We start from the raw sequence: 25,299 nt of genomic DNA on the forward strand, positions 1-25,299 counted from the left end.
TTCGAATCCTCCCCATGTCTCACACAACCGGCCTTCGCGGCGCTGTCGTGCCCTCTCTTCCTCCTGCGTCACGCCACCCGGCCTGGTCTTGTGGGCGCACCGGCTCGGACAGGTCCAAACACCACGCCATGACCAGAGACCGGCCTTCTAGCGCCTCCGACACCAGCCAGGGGTGGCCAACAAGCGGCGGCAGCATGTTCGGCGCATCGGCGCCCGGGGCAAGCACGTCGCTCCATGCGAACCAGTGCCGTTTTCGGCCCATGGTGAGAAACCGGGAGGCTTCGCAGCCGATGCCCGCTGGCGAGCCATGGACCGGTTCAATGGGCAGGAGCAGGGACAAGTACCCATCCACTCCGCCGACCTGTTCCGACTCTCTGGTAAAACGGGCGGCAGCAGCGCGACGAACGGCCCATCCGCCCCCCTCGACGCGTCCGCTTCCCTCGGCCCATCCGCCCCCCTCGACGCGTCCGCTTCCCACAACGCTGCGGGCGAAGTCGGTTCTGGCGCCGAACACATCGCTCCCGTCATGGCGGTCTTTGTGCAAGACCGTGCCCGGCTGCGTGGTGTCATGGTCGGGGTCTTCATAGTCACCGACTATGCGCTGCTGGTATCGATCATCCCAGACTGCCATCACTTCGCGGTACACGCCTGTCACCCACCCCTGGTTTATGGCCTCCCCTTGGCGCTGTTGTCGGGTCGCGTCCGCCTTTTGGGGGGCGGCCGCGGCACAGGCCACCAGCATTGATGGCGGGGGCGATTCGCCGAACTCAAACTCGGACGCGGAAGGCGCGAGGTCTTCCTCTTGTTCGGGGTTTCCGAACGGGCGGTGGAGGAATTCGGTGATGATCAGCCGATGGTCGGCGAACTGCTCAGCCGCCGCCTTCAACCGCAGAATCTCGAACGCGTAGTGAGACGCATTCTCCCCAAAACGGTGTCTCAGGAGGTTGCCCTCTTCAAGGCGGTGCAGCTTCTTCATCAGCTGGGAACCCGCAAAGAAAACCACGACAAAGCCCACGACCAGCACCAAGCCCCCCACGACGAACCAACCGATCGGCCATATGAGCGGGTCGTAGGCGCGCTTTGCCTCCGACCGAGTGACGAGCTCCCAGGCATCGCCCAGAAACGGCCATCGCTGGTCCAGCGCGAACATCGCGACAAACGCCAACACAACCCCGAGACCCGCCAGCAGGCGGCGGCTGCGCTTCTGGGCCGTGACAGCTTCGTCGTATTCCGGGGCGACCAATCGCAGCGCGGCGTTGTCTGAGAACCCGCGTTGGGCTGATTTCATCGCCTGGTGGAGATATCCGGCCATCCGCACCATCAGTACGTCGTTCAAGCCTCCGGTCGCCAGCGTCCCGCGCTCTGGCCCAGGTTCTACTGCGCCCGCCTCAGGCCCTGGCCCATCCGGGTCGACACCGCTGGAGTCGACCGCATCGCCGGAGTCGCCTCCGTCATCGTCGTCTGGCTGATCCGACATCTCGCGGCCAGCAGACGGCTCGTCTTCGGCCGAAGCATCGGGGCCAAGAAAGATGTCTGAGGCATCGGCCGGCGCCCACTGCGGCGCAACACCGGCCGGGTCGGTCCACACCAGTCGCACGGCATCGCCCCCCTCACCCTGCTGGGGGTGGGGAATCCCGCCCGGCATCGTGGATCCGTCTACCAGCCCGAACATCGCCCCCCGCAGAGTCTGCCACGCGGCTGGAGTGGGCCGCGATGCGCTGGAAGCACCGCCCGGCAGGGGGAAGTCGCTGCGCTGGAGGTGGGAGACCAGCGACGTCAAGTCGTCGGCGTCATCGAGCTTGAGCGGAATCACTCCCCGGTAATCCTCGGTCTGTGCCAAGCCGCCAGTGCGGTCGGCCAGCCGGTACAGGGCCTTCTCGTGGTCGGACTGCGTCACCGGCAGGGGAACGGCGCGGAAAAGCCCCCGCCACCAGCGAGCAAGCGCCCATTCTCGATCGGGGTCGGGCCGGTAGGGAGGCCGCTGGCACTGGAAGCCGCACGCTGTGGCGAGGGCAATGGCGACGCTCAGCGGCGGCACCGTACGGGGAAGGGCCCGCTCCACACCAGCAGCGGAGGGCAACGGCCACGGCGGTGAAATGGGCAACGACGCCGAGGAAACGAGTTGGAGCTGCGAGGGCGCGTGCAACACTCGGATTTGGCAGTGAACAAAGCGCACCGGCTTGAACGGCCCGTCGGCCCGGTCTGAGGGCAAGTCCAGCCTCTGAACACCGCCGTTCCATCCTCCACACACGCATAACGCCACCATGGCGCACAGCCCCAGCGGAGCATGCTTGTCGGCGGCCTCGACCGGCGCCGACTCGTGGACCACGGCTTTCGGGTCGTGCACCAAGTGGAAGTCCCATACTGGCGAGCAATCGGCGATGCTGCAGTGGCGGTCGCGGGATGCCACAGTCACGGTCATCGAGCAGAACGGGATGGAGTCCCCCAGCAGGCTGCTCACCACCGCATGGGCCTCTTCTTCGGCTTGCCGGGCCTGGGCCGTGTTGCCTTCGCCTCCTGGTCCCGAGGGGTGGCGGAGCGCGGCAAGCCACACTTTCGACAGCGACTGCGACGACATCGCCTCCCGGAGCGTGGTCGGCTTCCACTCTCCGCCGACGCTGGCAAAACAGGATGCTTCATCCCCAGCGCGACTCAACTCAGACGCCGGCACCCACACCACTTCGCCCAACAGTCCGGCCCCGCACCACGCCGCCAGGCTGTCGACGAGCGGGGTGGCCAGCTCCGAGGAGTCGGCCGAGGTCAGCACCACGACCTCGGTCATGGCTGAAACCCCCTGTCCTCCGCAGCAGGTCGGGGCGCGTCCTCGGCGGTGCCGGTCATACCACGCTTCCTCGCTGCGCTCCGCCCTGGAGCTGCTCCCGCAGGTCGCTGTAGCACTCGATGTACAAGTCGGCCAGCTCCATGGTCGGCACGCCTTCGTCAGCGGAGCCATCCATACCCCGGTGAGCCGGCACCCTGCCGCGCTTGCCCTTCTGCTCCTCGAACCAGGCAATGTTGTTAGCCAGGTACTGCTGGGCGCCCACCAGCCGCTCTTCGGCCGTCGCGCCCTCGGCTTTGGGGACCTCGTCGGCAACGGTGGGATGGGGCGGGCAGCCAGTCTCCAATACCCGGACCAAATCGTCGGGCAGACTCCCGTTTCCTGCCAAGTCGCCCAGTTCGTAGAGTCGCTTGTAGGCGTCGTACACCGAGAGGCCGCCGCTGCCGACCATCCCGAAGGTGAGCGAGAAGCCCTCCAGCAGCCCGGCAAGGACGTCGTCGGGCGTGCTCAAGCGGCTCAGCAGAGGCCAGGGGAATTCCGCTTCGTCCGGGCCGGCGGTGATCCGAACCGGGCGGCCGGCGTCGGCGGTCACGTACCCGCACAACCGGGCCGCAGCGAATCCCCTGATGATCGCCTTGACCATGGTCCGGGGCAGGGGCACGAAGGCATCCAGGCACCGTCCCCGCCGCCATAGCCAAAACGACGATGTCCGCTCGCCCTCGCCCTCGTTGTCCTTCAACGCCTCTGCCACCGGGCGGGTGAACGACCGCGCCGCCAAAGGGTTCAGGGGGCTGTAAATGTACTGCGACACCAGTATCGAGGTCGTGTCTTGATTGCCAGTGTCATAGGCATCGGACCCCACGACCTTTTTGGCATCCTCGGCCGCGGGGTGTCCCTCGGCGAACGGGAACTGCGAGCATACGGTGAGCAGTGAAATCTCGTCGCGGTGAATCTGGCCGTACAGGTTCTGGTCGATGCTGAGCAGCGGCTCAGACTGGTGCATGGCCTCTTGCATCTGAAGGCTGAATCTCTTCAATCGGTCGGCATGGTCCACCCGGCGCTCTCCGGTATCGGGGTCGCTCGCCAACAAGTAGGAGGCCAAGCCTTCACCCACCTCCCGCTGGAACTTGCTGCCCGGCGCGCGGGTCCACCGGCGGACCCGCTCTTCGATGTCTTCCCTTCGGGCCTCGCAGACCAGATTGGCGTTCTGGCCCGGATTCCACCGCACTAGCGGCGACCGGTAAACCAAGGGGGCGATGTTCTCCTCGCCGGTCATCAACGGGGTCCCGGCCACCAGCCGACAGCGCAGCGGATCGGTGGCCCGCGGGCCGTAAGGCACACCATCGGTGACCGCTTCGGCACACAGGCCGGTCAGCTTCTGCTCCCAGGTCGCGTGGTCTTCCAGCGGCAACTCCACGCGAGACGGCATGTATCGGGAGGCCACGCCGCTGCCATCGGCCGGCCACGCCTTCACATCGTCGTCGTCCAGCGCTATGTCCACTTGACGGGACGCGGCCCGCAAGGCATCGGCCATAACCCTCAAAACCTCGCGGCCCGCCTTGTCCATGACGTCAGCCGCCTTGCTCAGGCGCAGCGACTGCCACCGGTAGGCGACTCCCCTGGCAATCAGCGACACGGCGTCTGTGAGCGCCTGGTCTTGGCCCCCGACCTGTCCGTGGGCATCCTTGATGGCACTCAGACCTCTCTCCACATGTTCTCCGAACTTCCGTTGGGCACCGGAAGCGTCTTCTCTGACCTGGTTGATCTCTGCTGGGTTGAGCCTGTTGACGGCATTCTCCAGGGCGGACGCCGCCACGGCCAACGACGAAACCGCAACCACTTGGGAGGCGACCTTGCAGGTGGCGTCCACCATCTCCTGGCACCACTGGCCGTCTTGGGCCGCCTGGACCTCTTGTTCGATCCTCTCCACCTGCTGCCTGCCCCGATGGCGGAGCTGTGCGTGCCACTGTTCGCCGGATGCCCTTTGGTCTTCGGGAGATTCCAACTCCCGCTCAACCTGGCGCGCGATCTCCCGCACTCGATCCTCGGGGGCAAAATGCTCGGGAGCGCCGGAACAGCCAGGTGCCACGCTTCCCGCCGCGCCCACCAGATCTACGCCCTTGAACACCGTCTCGGAGTAGCGGTCGGCGAGCTTCTCCACCAGGTCTTCCTCGGTCTCGTTGCGGTCGGCGCTGTCGCGCCCCAGCCGAAGATGACCGGTCAGCAGACCTTCCAGGACTTCCCGGCCCAGTTTGTCCTCGGCCCACTGGGAGAAGCGGTCGCGGCCCACGGTGACCTTGGCAGCCCCGAAGGAGGAGACAGCTCCGAACTGGTGCTCTTTGCCAAAGGGGTAGCCGCCGTGGTTCTTTTTGGCCCTGTCACGCCAGTTGACGTTGATGAAGTTGTGTATTCCCTCCTGCACGGTACTGGACGTCACCCAGGTGGACAGCGCCTCGCCTACCGCTTGGTAGACCTCGGCGGTGGACCCCAGGCTGGCACCGCTGTAGCCGTACTTGCCCAGGATGAACACCGAGTGCGGACCCACCCCCGAGTCCTGTACCCCGTCGTAGGCGAGCGGCGAGTCGATCTCGCCGGGCTCGGACCAATAGGCCGCCAGCAACTCTGACATCAGCCCCAGAGAATTGGCCGCCATGGCCTCTTCGTTGGGCAGGTCGAAAATGTCGTTGGCGAACAGCACCAGAGCGGGGTGCGCACCCTGTGGATCGCACCTCCGCACCAAATCCACCACGTCGAGGGACACCCCGGCACCGGTGCCCCCGGCCATAGACGAGCACACAACCACCATCGGCGCGGGAGTGTTCGACCCCAGTTCCGCATCCACTCCCAGATACCGGCCGACCTCATGGAGGATCGGCGCGCCGGACTTCGATCGCTCGAAGGCCGCCTTCAGGCGGGGCAACAAGACCCGCTCCAAAGACCGCAGCCCCGCGGCCCGCCCGATGGCCCGGTTCTGGCCGGCCCCGTCCTTCAACGGGATGCGCACCTGTTTGTGATCTGGCAGCCAGCCGCACAACAAGTCGGGACGACCGCGGTCGCCGCCGTGGTTGGCCATCAGCGCGCGGTGGAGGGCGGCATAGGAGTCGAACTCGGCGGAGAGCGTCAAGAAGTCCTCTCCGGGAATTGTGGGGATCTCGGTGGGCGACTCCTGGACGGTGAGCGTGTCAAGGCCGATGAACTGCCACGGTTCGGGCATCTCGCGCTCCCAGCCGGCGTGCTCCAGCCGGCGGCGCACGGCGTCCCGCACGTAGCGAACGGCCTTCTCCCCGGATCCACCGCATCCGATAAAGATCACTGGTCTCAGCATTGGCTCTTTCCCTTCATCTCTCGGTTGAACTCCTGTTGCCTTTGGTCACTCCGCGAACGGGTCGTCATCGGCGGCATCCCCGAACGGGTCGCGGCCTTCATCTGGTGGAGGGGCGGGCTGGGCTTCCCTTGACGACGAGGCGGCATCCTCTTCCGACATGGAGGCCTCACCGCGCTCCGTCCTCTCGATCCAATAGCCTGCCTCGTTCTCGGCCTCGGCCAACCGCTCGACGGTCTCTGCGTTCTCGTCCCGCAGGTCCCAGACTATGAGGCGCCTGCCGGTGGGCGAGATGTCCACCACCCAACCGTCGTCCAAGCTGTGGCCGACGAGGCCGGTTTGCTCCCGTCTCCGCGATTGCCGACGGGTGCCAATCCTGCCTTGGGGCCCCACACATCGGCTGCCCGGTGCCTTGGCCGCCAGGCGAGGGGGCCCGCCCATCAAGAGGGGCTTCCACACCGAGAACAAGCGCACCCCGCCTACCAGTCCCGAAGTCGACCTCCTGGTCAAATCCATGCACATCTGGAGATCGGCAGTGGCCGCTCCGGCCCCGTCCTCGACGTCCAACGATTTGACCAGATAGTCCGCTGACCGCAGCGGCTTCCACGGTCGCAGACGCCAAGCGGCGAGTACCCGCAGCGCCAGCGCCAGCGCCACCAAGAAAATCAGCAAGAGCAAGAACTCGCGCAGCTTGTCGCCGGGAGTGATCAGGTCCACGGGAAATGGGTCCGACTCCTTGAGCACTCGCCGGGATGCCGCAGCCTGCCGAATTCGATCCCACACTGCCGCCCACTCGTCGTCGGGGGGACTCCAAGAACGCGTTTCGCCCTCATAACTCGTGCTGGCCCGCACTGTCTCCGCCAATTCTTCCCAATCCCCGGCCAAGGCGATATCGAAGTCCAACTCCACGACAACGGTGGCATCTTCGGACAACCCCAGATCGATTGGAATGGCTCGGCAGGTCACTCTTCCACCGTCGGCAGGAACCGGACACGACCACTCCCGATCAAAAGTCAGGTCACCCGCAAGCTGCCGATTTTCAATCTGGGCTCTCACACCCTCAAGCGTTGCGATTCCAGAGAAGTAGCCGGAATTGACATCCGCCCTGAACACCACCCGGTCGTCTTCGAGGTCGTAGGGCGGATCATGTAGCTCCAAACCGGTGGGAATCGGGTCAATCTCCCCGGCCTCCATTGCCGCGGCGACCTCCTTCAGGTCCTCCCAGTTCTCTTTCGCCTTCTCGATTTCACGATCGACATCGATGGTCTCCTGCAAGTCGAGGGCGGCCTGTCCAATATCCCGGACCCAGGCCAACGGCTGGCCGCGCGAGCCGCCCGAGCCGAAGCCATCGGCACCGCCGTAGAGAAATTCCTGCTCCAACACTGCCGTGGTCGATACCGGACCGCGCGCCTCGTGAGCCGCGGTCAGTTCCAACCCATTTCCACCAGCCTCGAGACTGTCCCACCAGAAAGTCTCGTCAACCACCCTCATGATCTCGAAACGACGGCTGTCGTCCCCGCTCACCGGAACGGGATCGCACTCGCTTTCGCGGCATATCAGGTAGGGCCGTGTCGGATACACCGGTTTGCCGTCCTGGCCATCCAGCCGAAGGCGCAGCTCAACGGACGAATAGGCGTTGGGGAAGTCCCGGATGAACCCGACGAGATTTCCGCCGTCAACCGACATTTCGGCCGAAGGGGCATGCTGTGTGATTGCCCGAAACGCCGCGGCTACCTTTATCGCGTCTTCGACCGCCTGCGGGGTCTCACCCCAGAACAGCAGAGCCCATTCTCCCGCCCACTCCCAATCGGCTTCAGTCGTGAGTTGCTGGGCTGCCTGGTGGCCGATGATCTCCCATCGGCTGTCGTAGGGACGATGTGACAAGAAACCAGTACGGGCCACTGGCTGGTAGCGGACTATTTCCTGGCCGCCGACAGGGGCCACAGAGGCAATGGGCTCACTTCTCCGGCCCGAAGGGGATTGCAAGACCATGTTCACCGCAACCGGGTTTCTGATTCCCCGGTTGAGGTACGTCATGTCAACGAACACTCGGAAACTGTCATCTCCTTCGTCGAGGGAAAAGTGGTACAGGCACGGGCGGTCCTCGGTGCCATCGCCCCCTTCGCAGGGCTCGTAATCTTCATCTGGTGGTTGCCCGTCAGGCTCGCCGGGCAAGTCGTCGTCTGTGTCTGGATCGATCGTATAGATGGTTTCAGCAATCAACTCGCCCAGCGCATCGCTCAAATCATCGGCGCCGATGTCCAGCCGGATATCTCCATCGAGCGCGTGGCGACAGGGGCTGTCTCCAACACCGAATAGCTGCCGCAGGGGCCCAGCGCTTGCCGGCGAGTCAGTCGAAGAGAGGAGCACAGCCAACGACCAGACCCCTTGTTCTGCCAATTGCTGCATATCCGATGATCTGCACGCCTCCCGGAGCTGCTCCCATTCCCGATCGGACACGTGCGGGCTGGTTCCCTCGGTCGCGTGTTCGCCGTCGGTGAACCACAGCAGAATGTTGCAGTTGCCCGGGACCTCCCCGAACCTCCCGGCGGCGCCTTGCATCGCCTGGCGGTAGTCGGTATAGGTAATGGTCCCCGGGCCGGGCAGCGAGGTGATGCTCTGGAACCTGCCCGCCAGCGCCCGATGTGCTTCCTCGGCATCCTGCCAGCCATGCCGCCGCTCGTATCCGGTGGCAAACGTGTCTACCGCAACGTAGATCTCCGCTTCTGGGTTGCTGCCCGCCAGGTCTGCCAAGTTGCGCACCGCGGCATTCAAGCCAGCCCGCCGGGCATTTTCGGGGTCGGTTCTCTCGAGACTCTTTGAGGCATCCAAGAGCAGGAGAACATTGATGCGTAGGTCGTCAGGGGAGAGTTCGCACTTGTCGGTCTCCGGCACACCGGTGTCGGCCAGCGCTCCGGGCATGGCGGGCGCGGCCAGCGCCAATCCTGCGCCGACAATCAGCGCGGCCAAGGCCATGTGGGCGAATGGCTTCATCACGCACCGACCAAAGATGATGCGGCGAGCCAGGCCACCCCCACTGCCGCGGCGAATGTCGCGAACCGAAGAACCAGCATCGCCTTCGGGCGTCGATAGTTCCTGCTGTCATACCGAAACCTCCGAGTCGCCACGTCAGCCATCACCGCCAGCAGGTAGCCAGCCGCGGCCACGCCGACGGTCCCGTATCCCTGCGCTCCGGCCAGCGAGGCGACGACCGCAATGAGCGCGAGCACGGCAGCGGCGATGCCGAACAGCACTGCTGGGCTGCGCAACCGCCGCTGGGGATCACTTGACCCTGCGCCAGCAGATTCAGGCACCTCCCCGCCCGAAAACAGATCGGTCTCAGTTCCCCAAGGGTCGCCGCTCATCGTTCAGCCCGACCCTGGCCGGCTAGCCATCCAAGCCGTTGCCGTCTGCGTGTTTGCACGGTCGGAGAGGTTACGTGCGGGGTGTGACAGTTTACGGAGGAGGGTCGCCCAACTCTGCCTACGCGACCTCCGGTGCCCCGGTTGGGGGGGGGGGGGGGGGGAGCAGCATGGCCGCAGAGGTTACACGGTGGCAGTTAACCCCTGCCTTATCCCGCTGGGCAACCCCCAGCTTCCCCATAAGCATGTCTTTGCTACTGCGCCAAAGCGGCATCAACAGATGCGCCATTTCGACATGAATCCATGCGCCAGCGCAATCGCCTCAAACGCTCAGGTGACGATACCTTTATCCTGTAGCTAAGACATCTGTTTTTGCAGATAGGGATACCGCTCAGAGAGCTGCGGAGATATTGGGGACGAAAACGATGCGAGAGACCATTCATGCCTCCCTGTTGGAGGTGGTCAACGCCAAGCGGCGCCTTGAGCTGATCGGGCTACTCAGCCAACCCGAACGCTTCGACTTCGATGCCGCCGAAACCGCCTGGGGCGGAGACAAGCAGTGGAAGACGGCGTCGCTGGCTGATACAAGGGGCGGTTTCTGGCCCGATGCGATACCTAGGAGCTAGGAGGCGGCTTCTGGCTTCCGCTTCCGACGCCGCCAAAAGAACAATTCTTCCGGGAAGATACCTTGGGCAGCGGTGACGCTCTCGAATTTGATGATGTCTTCGAATACGTCCTGCTCTTCGGCCTCAGTATCTTTGTCCGTCGGCTCCATAGTGGTCATGCTAGCTCGCGAATCGTAAGAAGCAGTGTGGCGAGTCCTGCAAGAGCGATGAGACCTTGAAGGATCACGAGTCTCCTGACGCTGTTGAGGATTCTGCTGTTGTGGGCATGGTCCGCTCCAAGGGTGACGACCATGGAGAACTGCAATTGCTGACTCGTGGGCCTTCGGTCGCGGAGAGCCTCAAGGTGTTCGTTGATGCCGGGCCCCTCCTTCCATCCAGCGGCGAAGGCCTCGACGGCGAAGAGGATGATACCGAGGGCGATGACAGCGCCGAAGACGACGACAGCCGCGGGCGCAGCCAGATCCTCAGGGACCGCAACTGCGACGGTGCCAGCAGACAAAACGACGACTGGTGTGGTGGTCGCGAGCCTCAGCAATCGCTGGAGCTTGCTGTCCTGCTTGCGTCGAAGGTCTTCCGCCTTGTGGTGTATGAGTTCAAGCGTGTCTCCGTTGGCCATGGGGTGCTTTCTTCGCGCGACCGGAAGGACACGACAGGGTACACTAACTTATATACTATTTCAATATATATGCTGGTATAACCTACTAACCCTGGCATCAAGAAAACGGCAGAGGCGAGCCGGGGGTGGTGCGGAGGTGGGGCCAGCCGTGGGTGTCCATGAAGGACCAGGAGCGGCGGTGCAGGGGGGTAGGGCCTTGGGTGGTTAGGGCGGCTCGGTGGCGGGGGCAGGGGTAGCCCTTGTTGCTGTCGAAGTTGTAGTCGGGGTAGTCGCTGGCTGCGGCCCGCATGAGCCGGTCGCGGGTGACCTTGGCCAAAATGGATGCGGACGCGATGGACAGGCAGGTGGCGTCGCCTTTCACCAGCGCTTGGGTCTTGCCGTTGCCCACGAAATCCCACCGGCCATCTACCAGCACTGCGTCGGCTTCTAGGCCCAGGCCATCCAGAGCCCGTCGGGCGGCCAGCCGCTGGGCCGCCGACATCCCCAGCCGGTCGCACTCGTCGTTGTTGGCGTGGCCCGCCGACCAGGCCACGCACCAGTCGGCGACCCGGTCGAACAGCCCTTCCCGTTCGGCTTCGGTCAAGAGCTTGGAGTCCCGCACTCGGTAGACCCTCCGATCGGTGGGCAGCACCGCGGCCACCAGGGTGAGAGGCCCGGCCCACGCCCCCTTGCCCACCTCGTCCATGCCCACGACCACCTGGTGGCCCTCGGCCCACAGACGGCGCTCAACCGCCAAGGAGGGGGCAGCCGACTTGAGTGCGGCCCGCATCTCTTCAAGGTAGCTATTGGGGTGCGGCCAACAGCGTTTCTCCGGTTGATTCCTGGCTCGACCAACTCTCGTCCAGAGCGGGGGCCCGGATCACAACCGGATCCTGGCCGGGCCGGGAGTCCAGCTCCCACAGCAGCGCGGGACGGGCGCCGTGCCAGCGCACCGCATACGACACCGAGCCGAACCGAGTGGGCAGCCCGTAGACCGCCAGCGGCCCTCCCCTCCATGCTGGTCGGAAGCCGGGGGCCACCAGCAGATCTTCGCCGTGGTCGGCCACCAGCTCGGCCCTTAGCCCTTCAGCAGGAGGTTCAGCCGCATCCAATTCGAGACGACGGAGATCTTGCGCAGCCCGATCCTGGCCCGCGGCGATTAGGAGGCGCTCGACCGGCTCGACCGGCACGTCGGCACCAATCCGGGCGGCAGCCTCCACCGCCTCGGCCACCGCTTCGACGAATCGAGCAGCCGCCTCGGCGTCGCCCGTCAGGTCGTGGTGAACGGCAAGAGCGATCAGCCGCTCGGTGGGTGCCTCGGTGGTCCAGCAGGCAGCGATCTCATCCAGCACCAGCTCGGCATCGCCGTGGTACCCGTGATGGTCGAGCCGTACCGACAGCTCGCAGAGCTCGGCAACGTCGGCCGTTTCCATGCGGCCGGTGCGCCCCAGCCATCGGCGCCGATTGCGATCGATGCGCCGGGCCAAGCCCTCATCGGGTACCTCGATCCGAGCACCCCTATCCAGATGGGCCTGCCAGCCCCGCACCACCGCCTCGGCGTCGGGCAGGTCGGATGGCGCCGGCACCATGCCCCGGCCCAGCGATGCGCTCACCGCCATTCGGGCAGTATGAGGCAGCGGCCACACCGCGGCGGCGATGTCGCGGCCTTTGCAGTCCAACCCTGTCGTGGCCCCGCTTTCAACCTCGAGCAGGGTCTCCACCTCGTCAGGCCCGACCACAGCACCCGCTGGGGGACGATCCCACACCAGCACCGGCTGTCCTCCAACGGCCATTCCGGTGGAGTCCACCGCCAGCACCGCCCCCGGGGCCCGCACCACCAGTGCGACTGCGAAAGCAGTGGCGGCCTCGTTGCCGACCTCCACCACCGCCACCGCCGGTCCCCCACCGGCAGCCACCCCCCAAACCCGCTGTACCGCATCTCCATCGGGCACCTTCATCCGGGTCTCCACCACCGCACCGGCCCCCACCTCGCTCTGGCGCACGGCGGCCTCCTGCGATGCCCGGTGCCAGCGGTCAGACGCCCCCACCCACCAGTCCAGCGTCCATTCCCTCGAACCAGGGCAGACCAACCCGCGGGCATCCACCTCTCCCCACCCGGGCGCGCCCAAGACATCAAGGGACTTGTTGGCCATCAATTCCTTCTCATCAAGAAGATCGGGTAACGAACCGCCAGAACCGGCGCAGCGGCGACCCCTTGGAATCCGGCCTCTCCGGCCATAGACGGCGGAAACGCGATGCCCTGGTCGCCTCCGGCTCGGGGCGGGTTTGGCGGCCCATCAGCACCATCGATGCCTCAGCCGCGGTCCGCGTGCCCTTGATCACGGCATGCACCTCGGTGCTGATAGGCATCTCCACGCTGTGCTCAGCAGCCAACTCCACCACTACTCCGGCGGTGAACACCCCTTCGGCAACCTGGTCCATCTCAGCCACCACCGCTTTGGCTTTGCGGCCCCGTCCCAGCTGCTCGCCCACATGGCGGTTGCGGCTCTGGGGACTTATGCACGTGGCCAGCAGGTCTCCCATCCCGGCCAGTCCGGCAAAGGTGTCGGCCCGACCGCCCATGGCGGTGCCCAAACGGCCGATCTCTGCCAACCCCCTGGTAATCACCGCCGCTCGGGTGTTGTCCCCCGCGCCAAGGCCGTCCACCATGCCCGAAGCCAGAGCGATCACGTTCTTGAGGGTGCCGCCCAGCTCGCAGCCGATCACGTCGTCATTGGTGTAGACCCGGAAGCGATCGGTGGTGAACACCCCCTGGAGGGCGGTGGCCACGGTGTCGTCGGCCATGGCCATCACCGATGTGGCCGCATGTCCGGCCAGGATCTCCTTGGCCAGGTTGGGGCCGGTGAGGGTGCCCGCGGGGTGGGCCGGCGCCACCTGGTTGATGATCTCGGTCATACGCAATCGGGTGCCCTGCTCCAGCCCCTTGGTGAGGCTCACCACCGGCACCCACGGCCGCAGATGAGGGGCCACCCTCTCCAAGACTTGTCGGAACGCGGACGACGGAATCCCCATTACCACCACCTCGGCCTCCGCCACGGCCTGCTCCAAGTCGGTGGTAGCCCGCAGATGGGGATGCAGCTCGAAGCCGTCCAGATAGCGGGGATTGACGTGGCGCTCGTTCACGGCGGCGGCCGTCTTCGGATCGCGGCACCACAACACGGTGGGCTCGTTGTGCGCGGCCAAATGGGCAACCGTGGTGCCCCACGACCCCCCGCCGATGACCGCGACCCTGTTCGACATAGGCATTGAGCGTAGACGGGTCAGTACCGAAACAGGCCAGTGGTACTGCGTATGGGCCGCCTGAGCCGATGGCCGTAGACTCCTGCGGGTGAGCCCAGGGCCGACGGTGGCGGTGTTGATCCCGGTGAAGGCCTTCGCCGAGGCCAAGCTCCGGCTTGCACCGGCTCTCGGGGCCGAGGAACGAGCTGCTCTGGCCCGCGATATGGCCACCCACGTGGTTCAGTCGGCTGCTCCGCTGGCGGTGGCCGTGGTGTGCGACGACGGCGGGGTGCGCGACTGGGCCGAATCCGTGGGGGCCGAGGTGGTGTGGCGCCCCGGCACCGGACTGAACGGCGCGGTGCGCAGCGGGGTGGACCACCTGCGAGAGGCGGGATACCACCAGGTGATCGTGGCCCACGGAGACCTACCGCGGGCCGGATCACTGGCCCCGCTGGGCGACTGGCCCGGCATCACCCTGGTGCCCGACCGCCACAACGACGGCACCAACGTGATCGCCCTGCCCGGCGACTGCCCGTTTGAGTTCTCCTACGGTCGGGGCTCGTTTGCCCGCCACATGGCCGAGGCTCAGCGGCTGGGACGCAGCCTGCGCATCCTGCGCGACCCCGCCTTCGGGCTCGACATCGACCTTCCCGCCGACTTGGACGAGCTGGCAGTGATGGCGTGAGATCGCAGGATTTGACCACCCCCGAGCGGGCGCTGGCCATCGGGGCCCATCCCGATGACATCGAGTTGAACGCCGGGGCAACCCTGGCGAAATGGGCTGCCCGCGGCTGCGAGGTGAGTCTGCTGGTGTGTACCGATGGCTCCAAGGGAACCTGGGACCCCAATGCCGACCTGGACAAGCTGGTGGCGGTGCGCCAAGACGAGCAGCGCGAGTCGGCCCGGCGACTGGGTGCGGTGGGCGAGGTGGTGTTCTTGGGCTGGGTCGACGGGGAGCTGGAGTCTGGTCCAGAACCCCGCCGGCAGGTGGCCTCGTGGATCCGAACCCTGCGCCCCACCGTCGTGCTGGGCCACGACCCGTGGCGTCGATGGCGGCTCCATCCCGACCATCGCCACGCCGGCTGGCTGACCGTAGACGGCATCGTGGCTGCTCGCGACCCCCACTTCTTCCCCGAACTGGGCCTGGCCCCCCACCGCCCCGACGCCCTCCTCCTGTTCGAGGCCGACGAGCCCGACCACGCCGAGGACACCTCAGAATTCGAGTCGGCCAAGGCAAGAGCCATCGAGGCCTTCGTCAGCCAATATGAGACCACCCTGGACCTGCCCCCCAACCCCAGCCACGCCGACCTGGCCCGACTCCACGCGTGGGTGGCCGACAAGCTGGCCCAGGCAGGAGCAGAAGCCGGACTGGCTTCGGCCGAACTGTTCAAGCTGATCGACGACCTCTAGGACCTGCGAAGGAGTTCTCATGCTGCAAGACCAGAAGATCCTCATAACCGGCATGACCGGCCAGATCGCACTCCCCATGGCCGCCTATCTGGCCGAGCAAAACGAGGTATGGGGAATCGCCCGGTTCAGCGCCGAGGGCAGCCGGGAGATGGTGGAGGCCGCCGGGGTTCACACTGAGGTTGCGGACGTGGCCGACGGAGACTTTTCCATGTTGCCCGACGACTTCGACTACCTGGTCCACATGGCGGCTTTCCAGGGACAGGGCCTCGACTACGACTGGGCCATTCAGGTGAACGCCGAGGGAACCGGCCTGCTTATGGCCCACTGCCGCAAGGCCAAGGCCGCGCTCATCGCCTCCACCTGCTCGGTGTACCACCCCCACCCCGACCCGTGGCACCTCTACACCGAGACCGACCGCATCGGCGACTGCAACGCGGTGCACGCCCCCACCTACTCGATGTCGAAGATCGGCGGGGAGGCAGTGGCCCGGACCATGGCCCGAGCGCTCAATCTGCCCACCACCATCGCCCGCATCAACGCCAGCTACGGGCCCAATGGCGGGCTGCCCGTGTACCACATGGACTGGCTGATGAACGACCTGCCGATCCGACTGCGGGCCCCGGCCCCTTCGCCCTACTCCCCCATCCACCAAGACGACATGAACGCCCACGTCGAGCCGCTGTTGGCCGCGGCGTCGGTGCCGGCCACTGTGGTCAACTGGGGCGGGGACGAGCACGTCAAAGCCGAGGACTGGGTGATGCACCTGGGCGAGCTCTCGGGGAGGATACCCGAGATCGTCTACGACACCTTCCCCGGCTCACAACCCGGTGCGGGGGCCGATCCGGCCAGGCGGATTTCACTCACCGGCCCCTGCCAGGTGAGCTGGCGAGACGGCCTGGCCGGGGTCTACGAAGCCCGCTACCCCGGCGGCCAGCCCGCTCCCGGCATCGGCGGCGCCGAGCGCCTCACTGCCGCCTACGGCAACGACTAGCCCAGACGGGAGGCCAGCAAGCGGGCCAACTCCCGCGGCTGGTCGCCCTGGATACTGTGGCCAGCGTCGGCCACCACGACCACCTCGGCGTCGGGCTGGCGGCGCAAGAGCTCTTCCACGTCTTCGTCGCCCACCACTCCAGAGTTCGCCCCCCGATACAGCACCACAGGGCACGCCAGAGTGTCTACGGCGGTCCACAGGTCGGAGAACTCCGGGCTGCCCCCGCCCGGCTTGTCCGGGTCGGTGAGCTTCCAATCCCGCACCGGGTCCCATCGCCAAGTCCAGCTCCCGTCCTCCTGTTCGAAAGCGTTGTGGATGATGCCCCGCCGCAAGGACGACTCGGTGCGGGTGGGGTTGAACTCCATGGTCCGGCCCAGGATGTCGTCAAAGCTCTCAAAGGTCTGAGGCCCGGAGATGAACTCCACGATGGGCTCGGCCTTGGCGTGGTCGGTACCGGGCGTCACGTCCACCACCGCCAACGAGGGAACCACATCCGGGTGGCAGGCTCCCAAGCAGATGGCCGTCAGCCCGCCTAGCGACATGCCCACCACCAACTCGGCCTCCGGCGCCAGTTCACGGACGGCAACCGCCACGTCGTCGGCCATCGACGGCGGCCAATAGTCGTGCTCAGGCCTCCAGTCGGAGTGCCCATGGCCGGGCAGATCAATGGCCACCGCCGGCTCCCCCAGAGCCAACACCACCGTGTCCCAAGTGTGGGCGTTCTGGGCACCCCCGTGGATGAACACCACTCGCGCCGGCGAGTCGCCCCACACGATGGCGCTCAAACCAAGCCCGCTCGGCAATTCCACCCGGCACCGCTCCACCGGCGGCGGCCCCTCCCAGTCAAGCCCCACCTCAGAGGCATTGTCCGCCAGCATGGAGAACTCGTCATAACCAGTCATCCTCATCAGCTTCCCGATATCAGGTTGCCGCTGCCAACTACTACCCTGATACCAGCATGAGCGTTTCATCCTGGGAGCCCGACCCCACCGGCCGCCACCAATACCGCTGGTGGGATGGCGAGCAGTGGACCGACCAAGTCGCCGACGACGGCATCCAGTCCGTCGATCCAGTCAGCACTACCGAGGCGAGTCTTCCCCGCGATGCGCCTCCATTGCCGCCTCCGCCTCCAGGCTCGGTCCCGGGAGCACCGATCTCCGATTCTGGTTCACTGCCGCCCGACCCGCTTTCGATGCTGTCTTCAAGAAAGCGGCGCCTTGGCGCCGCACTGCTCGAGATACCACTGGCCGTGGTCACATTGGGCATCGGCTACCTCATCTGGTCGCTCATCGTCTTTGCGCGAGGTCAGACCCCAGCCAAACAAGTGCTCAGCATGCGGATTGTGCGATTGGAGGAGCGAAGAACCGCCAATTGGGGATGGACGGCGCTACGCCAGCTTGTGCTTGTTGGTGTGGTCGGCTTCGTCCTGGACTTCGTCTTCCCTGGCCTGTCCCTCGTTTGGCTGCTGGTCAACGGCATCGTCTTGCTGGCCACTAGTCGGCGCCAAGCGCTGTGGGACATGATGCTGAAGACGGTAGTGATTTATGACCCCGGCGATCTCTACAAGCGCCGCCACTCGTCGCAGACTGGGACAAACGACTAGTTGGACTATTGGTCACCCATCTGAGTCGTGAGCAACCCCGCTTGGCTTCCTGACCCCACCGGGCGTCACCAGTACCGCTGGTGGGACGGCGAAAGGTGGACCCACCATGGCGCCGACGACGGCGTTGCCACCAGCGATCCAGTCGCTGGCCTTGATGCCCTGCCCACCCCTTCTGATCCACAGGCCGCTGAGGCGGGACAATTTCACTTCGGCGGCCGAATGGCCGAATTCGGCGACGGGCGGAGCGTGACGCTGGCCAGTCCCGGCGCCCGGCTTGGGGCGAAGCTCATCGACTCATCCCTGATCTCCACGCCACTCGCCTTCCCCGCATTCTTCACAACAGAAGGGGACTTCAACTGGCAGGATTTCGCCGGTATTTTCCTAACGTCGCCAACCGTTGAAGATTGGATTTTCTTCGGGGTGGTGTTGTTCATCAGCTTCGTCTACGAGGTCGCGTTCACTGCCACAAAGGGCCAGACCTTGGGCAAGATGGCCGCGGGGATCAAAATGGTAGGAATCAAGGACGGCAGCATTCCCGGTGTCGGCATGGCGCTGCGCAGGTGGTCTATCCCCAGCTTGCTGGGCCTGGTCCCCTTCGCCGGGTTGATCTTGGCCCCACTGTGCTTTCTCGCTCTGACCTGGCACCGGGACCGCCGAGGATGGCACGACTTGGCCGCAGGCACCATGGTGGTGAAGGTGAACCGGGCTGCGTCCCCCAAAGCAGTCTGGGCCCGCACCAAGACCGGCCAGCCAGTGCTGCTGGCCACCCCCGGTGCCCGACTCGGAGCCCGAATTATCGACTTCTTGGTCATGTTCTTCTTTTGGCTTGCCCTGATATTCCCCATTGGCTTCGCTCTCGATGCCCTGGACTTTTGGGACGACCAATCCTGGCCCGGGACAGCGATCTATTGGCTCATAATCTCCCCCGTTTTCATTGTTGGCTTGCTCTACGAGGTAACGATGATCTCGGCTGGTGGGCGAACCCTGGGGAAAATGGCCACTGGGATTCATGTCATCCGCAAAGACACTGGAGACAGACCAGGACCCAGCCGATCGATCCGTCGCTGGGTCATTCCTGGGCTGCTACTGCTGATCCCATTTGTCGGGTGGCTGGCGACACTGCTCTGCCGCCTATCCCTCACCTGGGGCACCGACCGTCGGGGATGGCACGACATGGCGGGCGACACCCTCGTTGTAGTCAAGCAGTCCCGGTAGCCGACCCGGGATCCGGCAAGTGCCCTCCGACTATTCCCCGCTAGCCTGAGTCCGGTATGGGTGTGCCGTCCGTCTCCTGATGACGTGGATATTGACTCAAGCGCCGAGCAACCCGATCTGTCACCGATGCTGGCGTCCCGGGGGCAGCGATTCGGGGCCCTTTTGCTTGAACTCCTACTAGCCGTCGCCACCCTGGTGATCGGGTGGCTGATCTGGTCTCTGATCGTCTACTCCCGAGGCCAGTCACCAGCCAAGCAAGTGCTGAAAATGAGAGTGATCCGGCTCGAAAGCAGCAAGGCTGCCGATTGGAGATGGATGGCCCTGCGCGACTTGGTCTTGAAGGCGGCGGTCATCTTCCTCTTGTCCGGTGTCTTTCTCTTGGGCATCATCTGGATAATCGTCAACGGCATCGTCTTGCTGAACAACGACCGCAATCAGACGGTGTGGGACAAAATGCTGAAGACCGTGGTCATCAGCGACCCGCACAATCTCTTCAAACCTGCTCCGCCGCCGCGACACCCACAAGCCGGCTAACGCCTGTGTCGGACCTGTCGACGCAGACTGAGCCACGGTTTGATTGACGACCACCGGTTAGCCTGACCTTCCGCATGAGCAATCCCGCCTGGGAGTCGGATCCCACGACCCGTCACGAATACCGCTGGTGGGACGGTGAGAAGTGGACTGAGTATGTGGCCGACGACGGGGTGCAATCCCTCGACCACCTAACCGGCGCAGAAAACCTGGAGCCCCCCAAGAACCGCCGCGCCCGCGCCTCTGGAGCGGCAGCTGAGCAAGACAGCCTTTCATCTGTCCAACCGGTCCAACTGGCCTCTCGCACCGCTCGTTTTGGTGGCCGCCTCATCGATTTGGCCATCTATTTTCTGCTGACCCTTGTCTTTTTGCTTGTCCTTCACTTCACCGACGTCAAGCCGATACCGGTAGATGACTCGTACGATTCCGATGCCGTTCGGGACTATGCCGAAAGCGTGGATGGTCTCTATTGGGTACCAATCCTGTTCAGCGCAATATACGAAATCGGGCTGACTGCAACACGAGGCCAGACCTTCGGCAAGATGGCAACCAGAACACAGGTGGTCCGAGCCGAGGATCTCTTCCAACCCGAATGGGGTCGCACCCCCAGGTGGGGGCAATCGATCATTCGCTGGGCTCTCCCCGCAGTGCTGCTGATTCCCGCCTTCTACCTTCCCTACATCGGAGAGATTCTGTTTCTTCTCTGCTATCTGGCCCTGATGTGGGATCGCGATCGACAGGGATGGCACGACAAAGCGGCAAGAACCCTGGTGGTATCGAAGCCGTAGGTTCAAGCCTGTCTGCGGCTCGTAGATCCTGACCTGGGAATCAACCGTTTGAGCCGTTCGACCAACTCTGCGTGGAGGTCGAGCTGGTCGCGGATGTAGGCGGGTGACAGGCCGACGACGTGGATGCGGATGTTGATGGTGTCGGTGCCGGTGGCTGCCATCGCGGCGTGCAGCTTCTCAGCGGCCTCGGCACCGTCGGTGGCCAGCACGGTGTTGGCCCCTTGGTCCCAGCGGGCCATTGTGCCCTCGGTGGTGTAGGTGCGGTACAAGTCGAGCTGGTTGTCGACGGCCTCGCCGGGGGGGCCGCCGATCCACACTCGGCGGATCAAGATCTTGGGGCCGGTTCCCCCGGCCTCGTCGTAGGCATCCGACAGCGCCTGCACGTGGTCGATGGCTTGGAGGCTGTCGTAGAGGATGCCCAAGCCGAGCCCGGCCGCCCGGCGGACCGCGGCGAGCGACTGGGCAGCGGCCACCATCGGCACCGGGTTCTCGGCACAGGCAGCGATGGCCCGGTCGTCGGCCAGCGGAGGGTCGGCCTCCCCTCGCAACGCGGCCACCACCAGGGGTAGGGCCTGTTTGAACCGCGGGTTGATCTCGTCAAACGGCACCTCAGCCAGCTCGAAGTCCACGGGCAGGGCTCCTGACGCGAAACCTGCCCCCACCCGACCGGGAAACGCCGCGGCCAGCCAAGCCACTTCTTCGGCGATCAGGGCGTAGGGCTTCATCGGGAGCAGCAGTGGACATGGCGCAGCCCATCCAGACGGCATAGCTGCCAGCAGAAATCCAGCCATTTGCTGCGGACTGGGGAAGTACCCCGGAAAACCGGCGTGGTGCTCCGACACCATTACGCCGTCGTAGCCCACCTCCACCGCCCGCCGAGCCAGCTCGCGCACCTCGTTTAGCTGCTCGGCGGCTGGGCCGTCGTGGGGATACAGCCGCAGCGACACCGAGCCCTTGGCCAGTGGCGATGCGACGTCAACCATGGAGTTCAGCGCCGGATGAAGGCGTCGGCGAAGCGGCCCAGGGCGTCCCGCTTGGCCTCGATGGAGGCGCTGGCCGGATCGCCGGGGTACCAGGGCATGGCGATGGTGGAGGTGACCCCGTGCTCAGTCATCTTGTCGTGCAGGCGAGGAGAGGGATCGGCGTTGGGGATCACCATCGTCTCGAACGGCCCGTCGTCTTTGCCGGCCTCCTCGCGCAGCTCGCCGAGACGATCGAGCAGGCGGTGAACCTCGGGGAGGTCGTAGTTCATGCCCAACCAACCGTCGTTGCGGACCGCCCGGGCCAGCGCAGCCTCCGACTTGCCCCCCACCCAGATGGAGATCGGCGCGTCGGGCTGGGGGTACATCCCGGTGGGGCCGAAGTCGAAGAACTCCCCGTGGAACTCGGCGGTGCCGTCGCGCCAGAACCGGCGGCATATCTCGATCATCTCGTCGGTGCGCCGCCCCCGGGTGTGGGGGTCGGCCCCCATCAGCTCGATCTCCTCCCGCAGCCAGCCCACACCCACACCCAGCCGGAGCCGGTTGTTCGACAGCAGCGAAAGGGTGGCTACTTGGCTGGCCACCGAGAACGGGTCGCGCATGGGCAGGATGTACACGTAGGTGAGCACCTCCAGGGCTGTGGTGGCGCTGAGCATGGCCGAGGCGGTGATCAGCGGATCGGCGAACGGCGAGGTGTGGTCGAAGGGGTTCTCCCCCGACGGGTGTACCGAGGCGAACCCGGCGGGCACGGCCACGTGGTCAGCCAGTGCGACTCCGGTAAACCCCTCGGCCTCGGCGGCTCGGGCGATGTCCACCAGCTGGTCGGTCTCCTCGAACATCACTGCGGCGTAGTACTTCACTGGCTTCTCCTTCTTTCGGCACCCGCTAAGCCGCCCTGGCCGGTCATGATCCGGGCATGTCGCCCAGCATCACGTCACGGCCCAACGCGGGCTCGATAAAGGAGCCGAAATAGGGTCCCCGCCGCAGGCTGTGGCCGCCGTCGATGTTGATGCACTGCCCGGTGATCCATCGGGACTCGGGACCGATCAGGAACCGGGCCAGATGGCCCACGTCCTCGGGATACCCCACATCGGCCATGGGGGTGTTGTCGATATAGCTGTCGTACACCTCGCCGTCTCGGGGGATGCCCTCCATGATCTCGGTGGCGATGAAGCCGGGGCGGATGGCATTGAACCTGATGTTGGCCGCGCCGTACTCGTCGGCGGCGTTGCGCATGATGGCCTCGATGCCCGCCTTGCCGGGGGTGTAGGCCCCAAAGTACATGTGGGTCACGTGGCCGGCGATCGACGACATGCCCACAAACGATCCGCCCCCCACAGCCCTCATCAGGGGTACCGAATGCTTGACGGTGAGCATGGTGCCCAGCACATTGAGATGCAGCACCCGCAGGAACTCCTCGGTGTCCTGGAGGTGGTAGGGGCCCATTCCCCCGCCCCCGCCGGCGTTGGCCACCACCCCGTTCAGCGTCCCGGTGGGCTCGGCTGCGGCCGCTACGGCAGCGGCTACTGAGGCCTCGTCGGTTACATCGGCCACCACGTAGGCCACGCTGCCCCCGTTGCCAGCTTCTTGGCTGATGCGCTCGGCAGAGTCGGCCAGCTTCGACTCGGTGCGCCCGCAAATGGTCACTGCCGCGCCGTCGGCGGCCAACGCTGCCGCGCAGGCATGGCCGATGCCAGTACCGCCACCGGTCACCAGCACTCCATATCCCTTCACGCCATCTGCCATGATTGCTCCCTGATGAATCGCACAAGGCATCTCCACATTGTGCGGTTGATTGATCTCAGCAGCCGCAAAGGTAACAGGAGGATCTGATGAAGGCAGACGCGCTGGACGCATTCCGGTTGGACGGCAAAGTCGCGGTGATCACCGGGGCGGCCTCGGGCATCGGCGAGGCCACCGCCGAGCTGTTTGCCGCCGCCGGAGCCAAGGTGGTGTGTGGCGACCTCGACGGTGAGGGGGCCGAGAGCACCGTCAAGGCCATCCGCGAGGACGGGGGTGAGGCCATCGCCCAGGCCTGCAACGTGACCTCCCGCGACGAGGTGGACGCCCTGGTGGCCCGAGCAGTGGCCGCCTATGGCGGGCTCGACATCATCGCCAATGTCGCCGGCGCCATGTTCCCCGGCTTGATCGAGGACTTGACCGACGAGGACATCGACCGGGGCATCGACCTCAACCTCAAGGGGGTGCTCTATGGCTGCCAGGCGGCCATCAGGGCGATGAAGGACGATGGCGGCGGGGTGATCCTCAACGTGTCTTCAGGGGCCATCGACCTGGCCTATGAGGGCATCGGGGTCTACGCCTTCACCAAGGCAGCGGTGGCCATGCTGGGCCGCACTTTGGGGCTTGAGGTGGGCCGCTACGGGATCCGGGTGTGCACCCTGGCCCCCGGCAGCACGCTCACCAACTTCACCACCTGGCGGCTCCACAACGAGGACGGCACCTTGAACCAGGAGGCCTACGACGAGTTCTTGGACTACGCCCGAGACCTGTCCCCCCTCGGCGCCCTCGGCGAGGCCATCGACCAGGCTTATCTGATGCTGTACCTGGCCTCAGACGCCGGGAAGTTCACCACCGGCAACGTCTTCCGCTCCAACGGCGGCCAGACAACGACCTTCTAACGAGGCGACCGGGGCAAGCCCATCCCGGCAGTGGCGATGATGTCGCGCTGCACCTCGTTCACTCCCCCGCCGAAGGTTCCCACCGGCGCTCCCCGGTAGGCCCGCTCCAGCTCGCCGGCCAGCACCGCCTCCGGCGTGCCCTTGACCAGGTACGACCGCTGCCCCAGCACCTCCATAAGGGCTTGGAACGACTTCACCTTCAGTTCCGTGCCGAACACCTTCATGGCCGAGGCGTCAGCGGGCTTCAACTCGGTGTCCTCCAGCGCGGCGGCCACCTTCCAGTTGTACATCTTGAGCGCCTCGTTGCGGGCGTACACCTCGGCCAGTGCCAGACGCACCCACTCCTGGTCGATCACCCGGCGCCCGTCGCCCAGGGTGGTCTGGCGGGCCCAGTCCACCACCCGGCGCAGCGGGCCGTCGATATTGCCCGCCGGAGCCAGGCCCACGCGCTCGTGGTTGAGCTGGGCGGTGATGAGCTTCCAGCCCCCGTTCACCTCGCCGATGCGGGCCCAGTCGGGCACCCGGATGTCGTTGTAGTAGGTGGCGTTGGTGTGGCCCCCGCCCAACAGCCAGATGGGGGTGTGGCTGAAGCCGTCCAGGGTGGTGTCCACCGCGAAGATGGTGATGCCCTTGTGCTTGGGAACGTCGGGATCGGTGCGGGTGGCCAGCCACACCCAGTCGGCCTCGTGGCCGCCGGTGGTCCAGATCTTCTGGCCGTTGACGATCCACTCGTCGCCGTCGCGCACCGCCCGGGTCTTGAGCGAGGCCAGGTCGGTGCCCGCGGTGGGCTCGGAGTAGCCGATGGCGAAGTGCAGCTCGCCGGCCAGGATCTTGGGGAGGAAGAACGCCTTCTGCTCCTCGGTGCCGTACACATTCAGGGCCGGTCCCACCGTGTTGAGGGTCACAAACGGCAGGGGCACTCCCGCCCGGTTGGACTCCTCGAAGAAGATGAGCTGCTCCAGGGGGGTGTAGCCCTGCCCGCCCCACTCCTTGGGCCAGCCCACCCCCAGCCAGCCGTCCTTGCCCATCTGGCGGACGGTCTCCTTGTACACCGGCCCGCCGTGCTCTCCCCCCAGGGCGTCGCGCCGCTCGGGAGTCATCAGGCTGTCGAAGTAAGACCGCAGCGTGGCTTGCAGCTCGAGCTGGCTTTCGGTGAGGGCGAGGAACATCGACGGAAACCCTATTGCCCTGCGGGTCGCGATCCGCAGCCCGGAGACG

23 protein-coding genes are annotated in these 25,299 nt (G+C 65.6%); 9 read left to right on the forward strand and 14 right to left on the reverse strand.

What is annotated here, in order from left to right:
- Positions 1–19: 19 nt before the first annotated feature.
- The 4 genes from ACOGI7_RS09215 to ACOGI7_RS09230 are packed head-to-tail and all read right to left on the reverse strand — an operon-like array spanning position 20 to position 9,466.
- Positions 20–2,782, reverse strand: coding sequence for a hypothetical protein (locus ACOGI7_RS09215; protein WP_419848462.1), 2,763 nt, complete (start codon positions 2,780–2,782; stop codon positions 20–22).
- Positions 2,783–2,837: 55 nt separating this feature from the next.
- Positions 2,838–6,092, reverse strand: a complete 3,255-nt coding sequence (locus ACOGI7_RS09220) for a tubulin-like doman-containing protein (RefSeq protein WP_419848463.1) — start codon at positions 6,090–6,092, stop codon at positions 2,838–2,840.
- A gap of 57 nt (positions 6,093–6,149) precedes the next feature.
- A complete protein-coding gene (locus ACOGI7_RS09225) occupies positions 6,150–9,095 on the reverse strand; it encodes a hypothetical protein (RefSeq protein WP_419848464.1) in 2,946 nt (981 codons plus the stop codon).
- Positions 9,095–9,466, reverse strand: coding sequence for a hypothetical protein (locus tag ACOGI7_RS09230; RefSeq protein WP_419848465.1), 372 nt, complete (start codon positions 9,464–9,466; stop codon positions 9,095–9,097). Before ACOGI7_RS09230 ends, ACOGI7_RS09225 begins: the two co-directional genes overlap by 1 nt.
- Positions 9,467–9,888: 422 nt before the next feature.
- On the opposite strand from ACOGI7_RS09230, the gene ACOGI7_RS09235 reads away from it, so the two are divergent.
- A complete protein-coding gene (locus tag ACOGI7_RS09235) occupies positions 9,889–10,089 on the forward strand; it encodes a hypothetical protein (RefSeq protein WP_419848466.1) in 201 nt (66 codons plus the stop codon).
- On the opposite strand, the gene ACOGI7_RS09240 is transcribed toward ACOGI7_RS09235, so the two are convergent.
- The 5 genes from ACOGI7_RS09240 to ACOGI7_RS09260 all read right to left on the reverse strand — a co-directional run bounded on the left by ACOGI7_RS09240 (position 10,086) and on the right by ACOGI7_RS09260 (position 13,945).
- A complete protein-coding gene (locus ACOGI7_RS09240) occupies positions 10,086–10,238 on the reverse strand; it encodes a hypothetical protein (RefSeq protein ID WP_419848467.1) in 153 nt (50 codons plus the stop codon). The genes ACOGI7_RS09235 and ACOGI7_RS09240 overlap by 4 nt on opposite strands.
- Before the next feature lie 5 nt (positions 10,239–10,243).
- Positions 10,244–10,705 (reverse strand): hypothetical protein, encoded by a 462-nt coding sequence (locus tag ACOGI7_RS09245; RefSeq protein ID WP_419848468.1) that lies wholly within the window; start codon positions 10,703–10,705, stop codon positions 10,244–10,246.
- 97 nt (positions 10,706–10,802) lie between these two features.
- On the reverse strand, positions 10,803–11,474 hold the full coding sequence (locus tag ACOGI7_RS09250) for a ribonuclease HII (RefSeq protein WP_419848469.1): 672 nt from the start codon (positions 11,472–11,474) through the stop codon (positions 10,803–10,805).
- Between the two features lie 13 nt (positions 11,475–11,487).
- The gene (locus tag ACOGI7_RS09255; RefSeq protein ID WP_419848470.1) at positions 11,488–12,837 is read right to left on the reverse strand and encodes a hypothetical protein; all 1,350 of its coding nucleotides are present in this window, start codon (positions 12,835–12,837) and stop codon (positions 11,488–11,490) included.
- Between the two features lie 13 nt (positions 12,838–12,850).
- Positions 12,851–13,945, reverse strand: a complete 1,095-nt coding sequence (locus tag ACOGI7_RS09260) for an NAD(P)H-dependent glycerol-3-phosphate dehydrogenase (protein ID WP_419848471.1) — start codon at positions 13,943–13,945, stop codon at positions 12,851–12,853.
- A gap of 88 nt (positions 13,946–14,033) precedes the next feature.
- Here ACOGI7_RS09260 and cofC point away from each other — a divergent pair, with 88 nt between their 5' ends.
- From cofC to ACOGI7_RS09275, 3 genes are read left to right on the forward strand one after another with little or no spacing between them, the layout of a single operon-like run.
- A complete protein-coding gene (gene cofC, locus ACOGI7_RS09265) occupies positions 14,034–14,609 on the forward strand; it encodes a 2-phospho-L-lactate guanylyltransferase (protein WP_419848472.1) in 576 nt (191 codons plus the stop codon).
- The gene (locus ACOGI7_RS09270) at positions 14,606–15,334 is read left to right on the forward strand and encodes a PIG-L deacetylase family protein (RefSeq protein WP_419848473.1); all 729 of its coding nucleotides are present in this window, start codon (positions 14,606–14,608) and stop codon (positions 15,332–15,334) included. The genes cofC and ACOGI7_RS09270 overlap by 4 nt, the downstream gene beginning before the upstream one ends.
- Positions 15,335–15,353: 19 nt before the next feature.
- Entirely contained in the window at positions 15,354–16,325 is a 972-nt protein-coding gene (locus tag ACOGI7_RS09275; RefSeq protein WP_419848474.1) for an NAD-dependent epimerase/dehydratase family protein, read from the forward strand.
- On the opposite strand, the gene ACOGI7_RS09280 is transcribed toward ACOGI7_RS09275, so the two are convergent.
- The gene (locus ACOGI7_RS09280; protein ID WP_419848475.1) at positions 16,322–17,227 is read right to left on the reverse strand and encodes an alpha/beta fold hydrolase; all 906 of its coding nucleotides are present in this window, start codon (positions 17,225–17,227) and stop codon (positions 16,322–16,324) included. The genes ACOGI7_RS09275 and ACOGI7_RS09280 overlap by 4 nt on opposite strands.
- Before the next feature lie 56 nt (positions 17,228–17,283).
- Between ACOGI7_RS09280 and ACOGI7_RS09285 the strand changes: the two genes are divergently transcribed.
- The 4 genes from ACOGI7_RS09285 to ACOGI7_RS09300 all read left to right on the forward strand — a co-directional run bounded on the left by ACOGI7_RS09285 (position 17,284) and on the right by ACOGI7_RS09300 (position 20,462).
- Positions 17,284–17,928, forward strand: a complete 645-nt coding sequence (locus tag ACOGI7_RS09285) for an RDD family protein (protein WP_419848476.1) — start codon at positions 17,284–17,286, stop codon at positions 17,926–17,928.
- Between the two features lie 27 nt (positions 17,929–17,955).
- Positions 17,956–19,143 carry an RDD family protein gene (locus tag ACOGI7_RS09290; protein WP_419848477.1) on the forward strand — a complete coding sequence of 396 codons (1,188 nt, stop codon included), beginning with the start codon at positions 17,956–17,958 and terminating at the stop codon, positions 19,141–19,143.
- Positions 19,144–19,227: 84 nt separating this feature from the next.
- Positions 19,228–19,677: an RDD family protein gene (locus ACOGI7_RS09295; protein WP_419848478.1), complete on the forward strand. Its 450-nt coding sequence runs from the start codon at positions 19,228–19,230 to the stop codon at positions 19,675–19,677.
- Positions 19,678–19,751: 74 nt separating this feature from the next.
- Positions 19,752–20,462 (forward strand): RDD family protein, encoded by a 711-nt coding sequence (locus tag ACOGI7_RS09300; RefSeq protein WP_419848479.1) that lies wholly within the window; start codon positions 19,752–19,754, stop codon positions 20,460–20,462.
- 2 nt (positions 20,463–20,464) lie between these two features.
- On the opposite strand, the gene ACOGI7_RS09305 is transcribed toward ACOGI7_RS09300, so the two are convergent.
- From ACOGI7_RS09305 to ACOGI7_RS09315, 3 genes are read right to left on the reverse strand one after another with little or no spacing between them, the layout of a single operon-like run.
- Positions 20,465–21,445 carry an LLM class flavin-dependent oxidoreductase gene (locus tag ACOGI7_RS09305; RefSeq protein ID WP_419848480.1) on the reverse strand — a complete coding sequence of 327 codons (981 nt, stop codon included), beginning with the start codon at positions 21,443–21,445 and terminating at the stop codon, positions 20,465–20,467.
- A gap of 5 nt (positions 21,446–21,450) precedes the next feature.
- Positions 21,451–22,302 (reverse strand): TIGR03619 family F420-dependent LLM class oxidoreductase, encoded by an 852-nt coding sequence (locus tag ACOGI7_RS09310; protein ID WP_419848481.1) that lies wholly within the window; start codon positions 22,300–22,302, stop codon positions 21,451–21,453.
- Positions 22,303–22,345: 43 nt separating this feature from the next.
- Positions 22,346–23,188 carry an SDR family oxidoreductase gene (locus ACOGI7_RS09315; protein ID WP_419848482.1) on the reverse strand — a complete coding sequence of 281 codons (843 nt, stop codon included), beginning with the start codon at positions 23,186–23,188 and terminating at the stop codon, positions 22,346–22,348.
- Between the two features lie 86 nt (positions 23,189–23,274).
- Between ACOGI7_RS09315 and ACOGI7_RS09320 the strand changes: the two genes are divergently transcribed.
- Positions 23,275–24,081 (forward strand): SDR family NAD(P)-dependent oxidoreductase, encoded by an 807-nt coding sequence (locus tag ACOGI7_RS09320; protein WP_419848483.1) that lies wholly within the window; start codon positions 23,275–23,277, stop codon positions 24,079–24,081.
- On the opposite strand, the gene ACOGI7_RS09325 is transcribed toward ACOGI7_RS09320, so the two are convergent.
- On the reverse strand, positions 24,078–25,250 hold the full coding sequence (locus ACOGI7_RS09325) for an acyl-CoA dehydrogenase family protein (protein WP_419848484.1): 1,173 nt from the start codon (positions 25,248–25,250) through the stop codon (positions 24,078–24,080). The genes ACOGI7_RS09320 and ACOGI7_RS09325 overlap by 4 nt on opposite strands.
- Between the last annotated feature and the right edge of the window lie 49 nt (positions 25,251–25,299).

This window comes from Candidatus Poriferisocius sp. (assembly GCF_965204145.1).
Classification (GTDB): domain Bacteria; phylum Actinomycetota; class Acidimicrobiia; order Acidimicrobiales; family Bin134; genus Poriferisocius.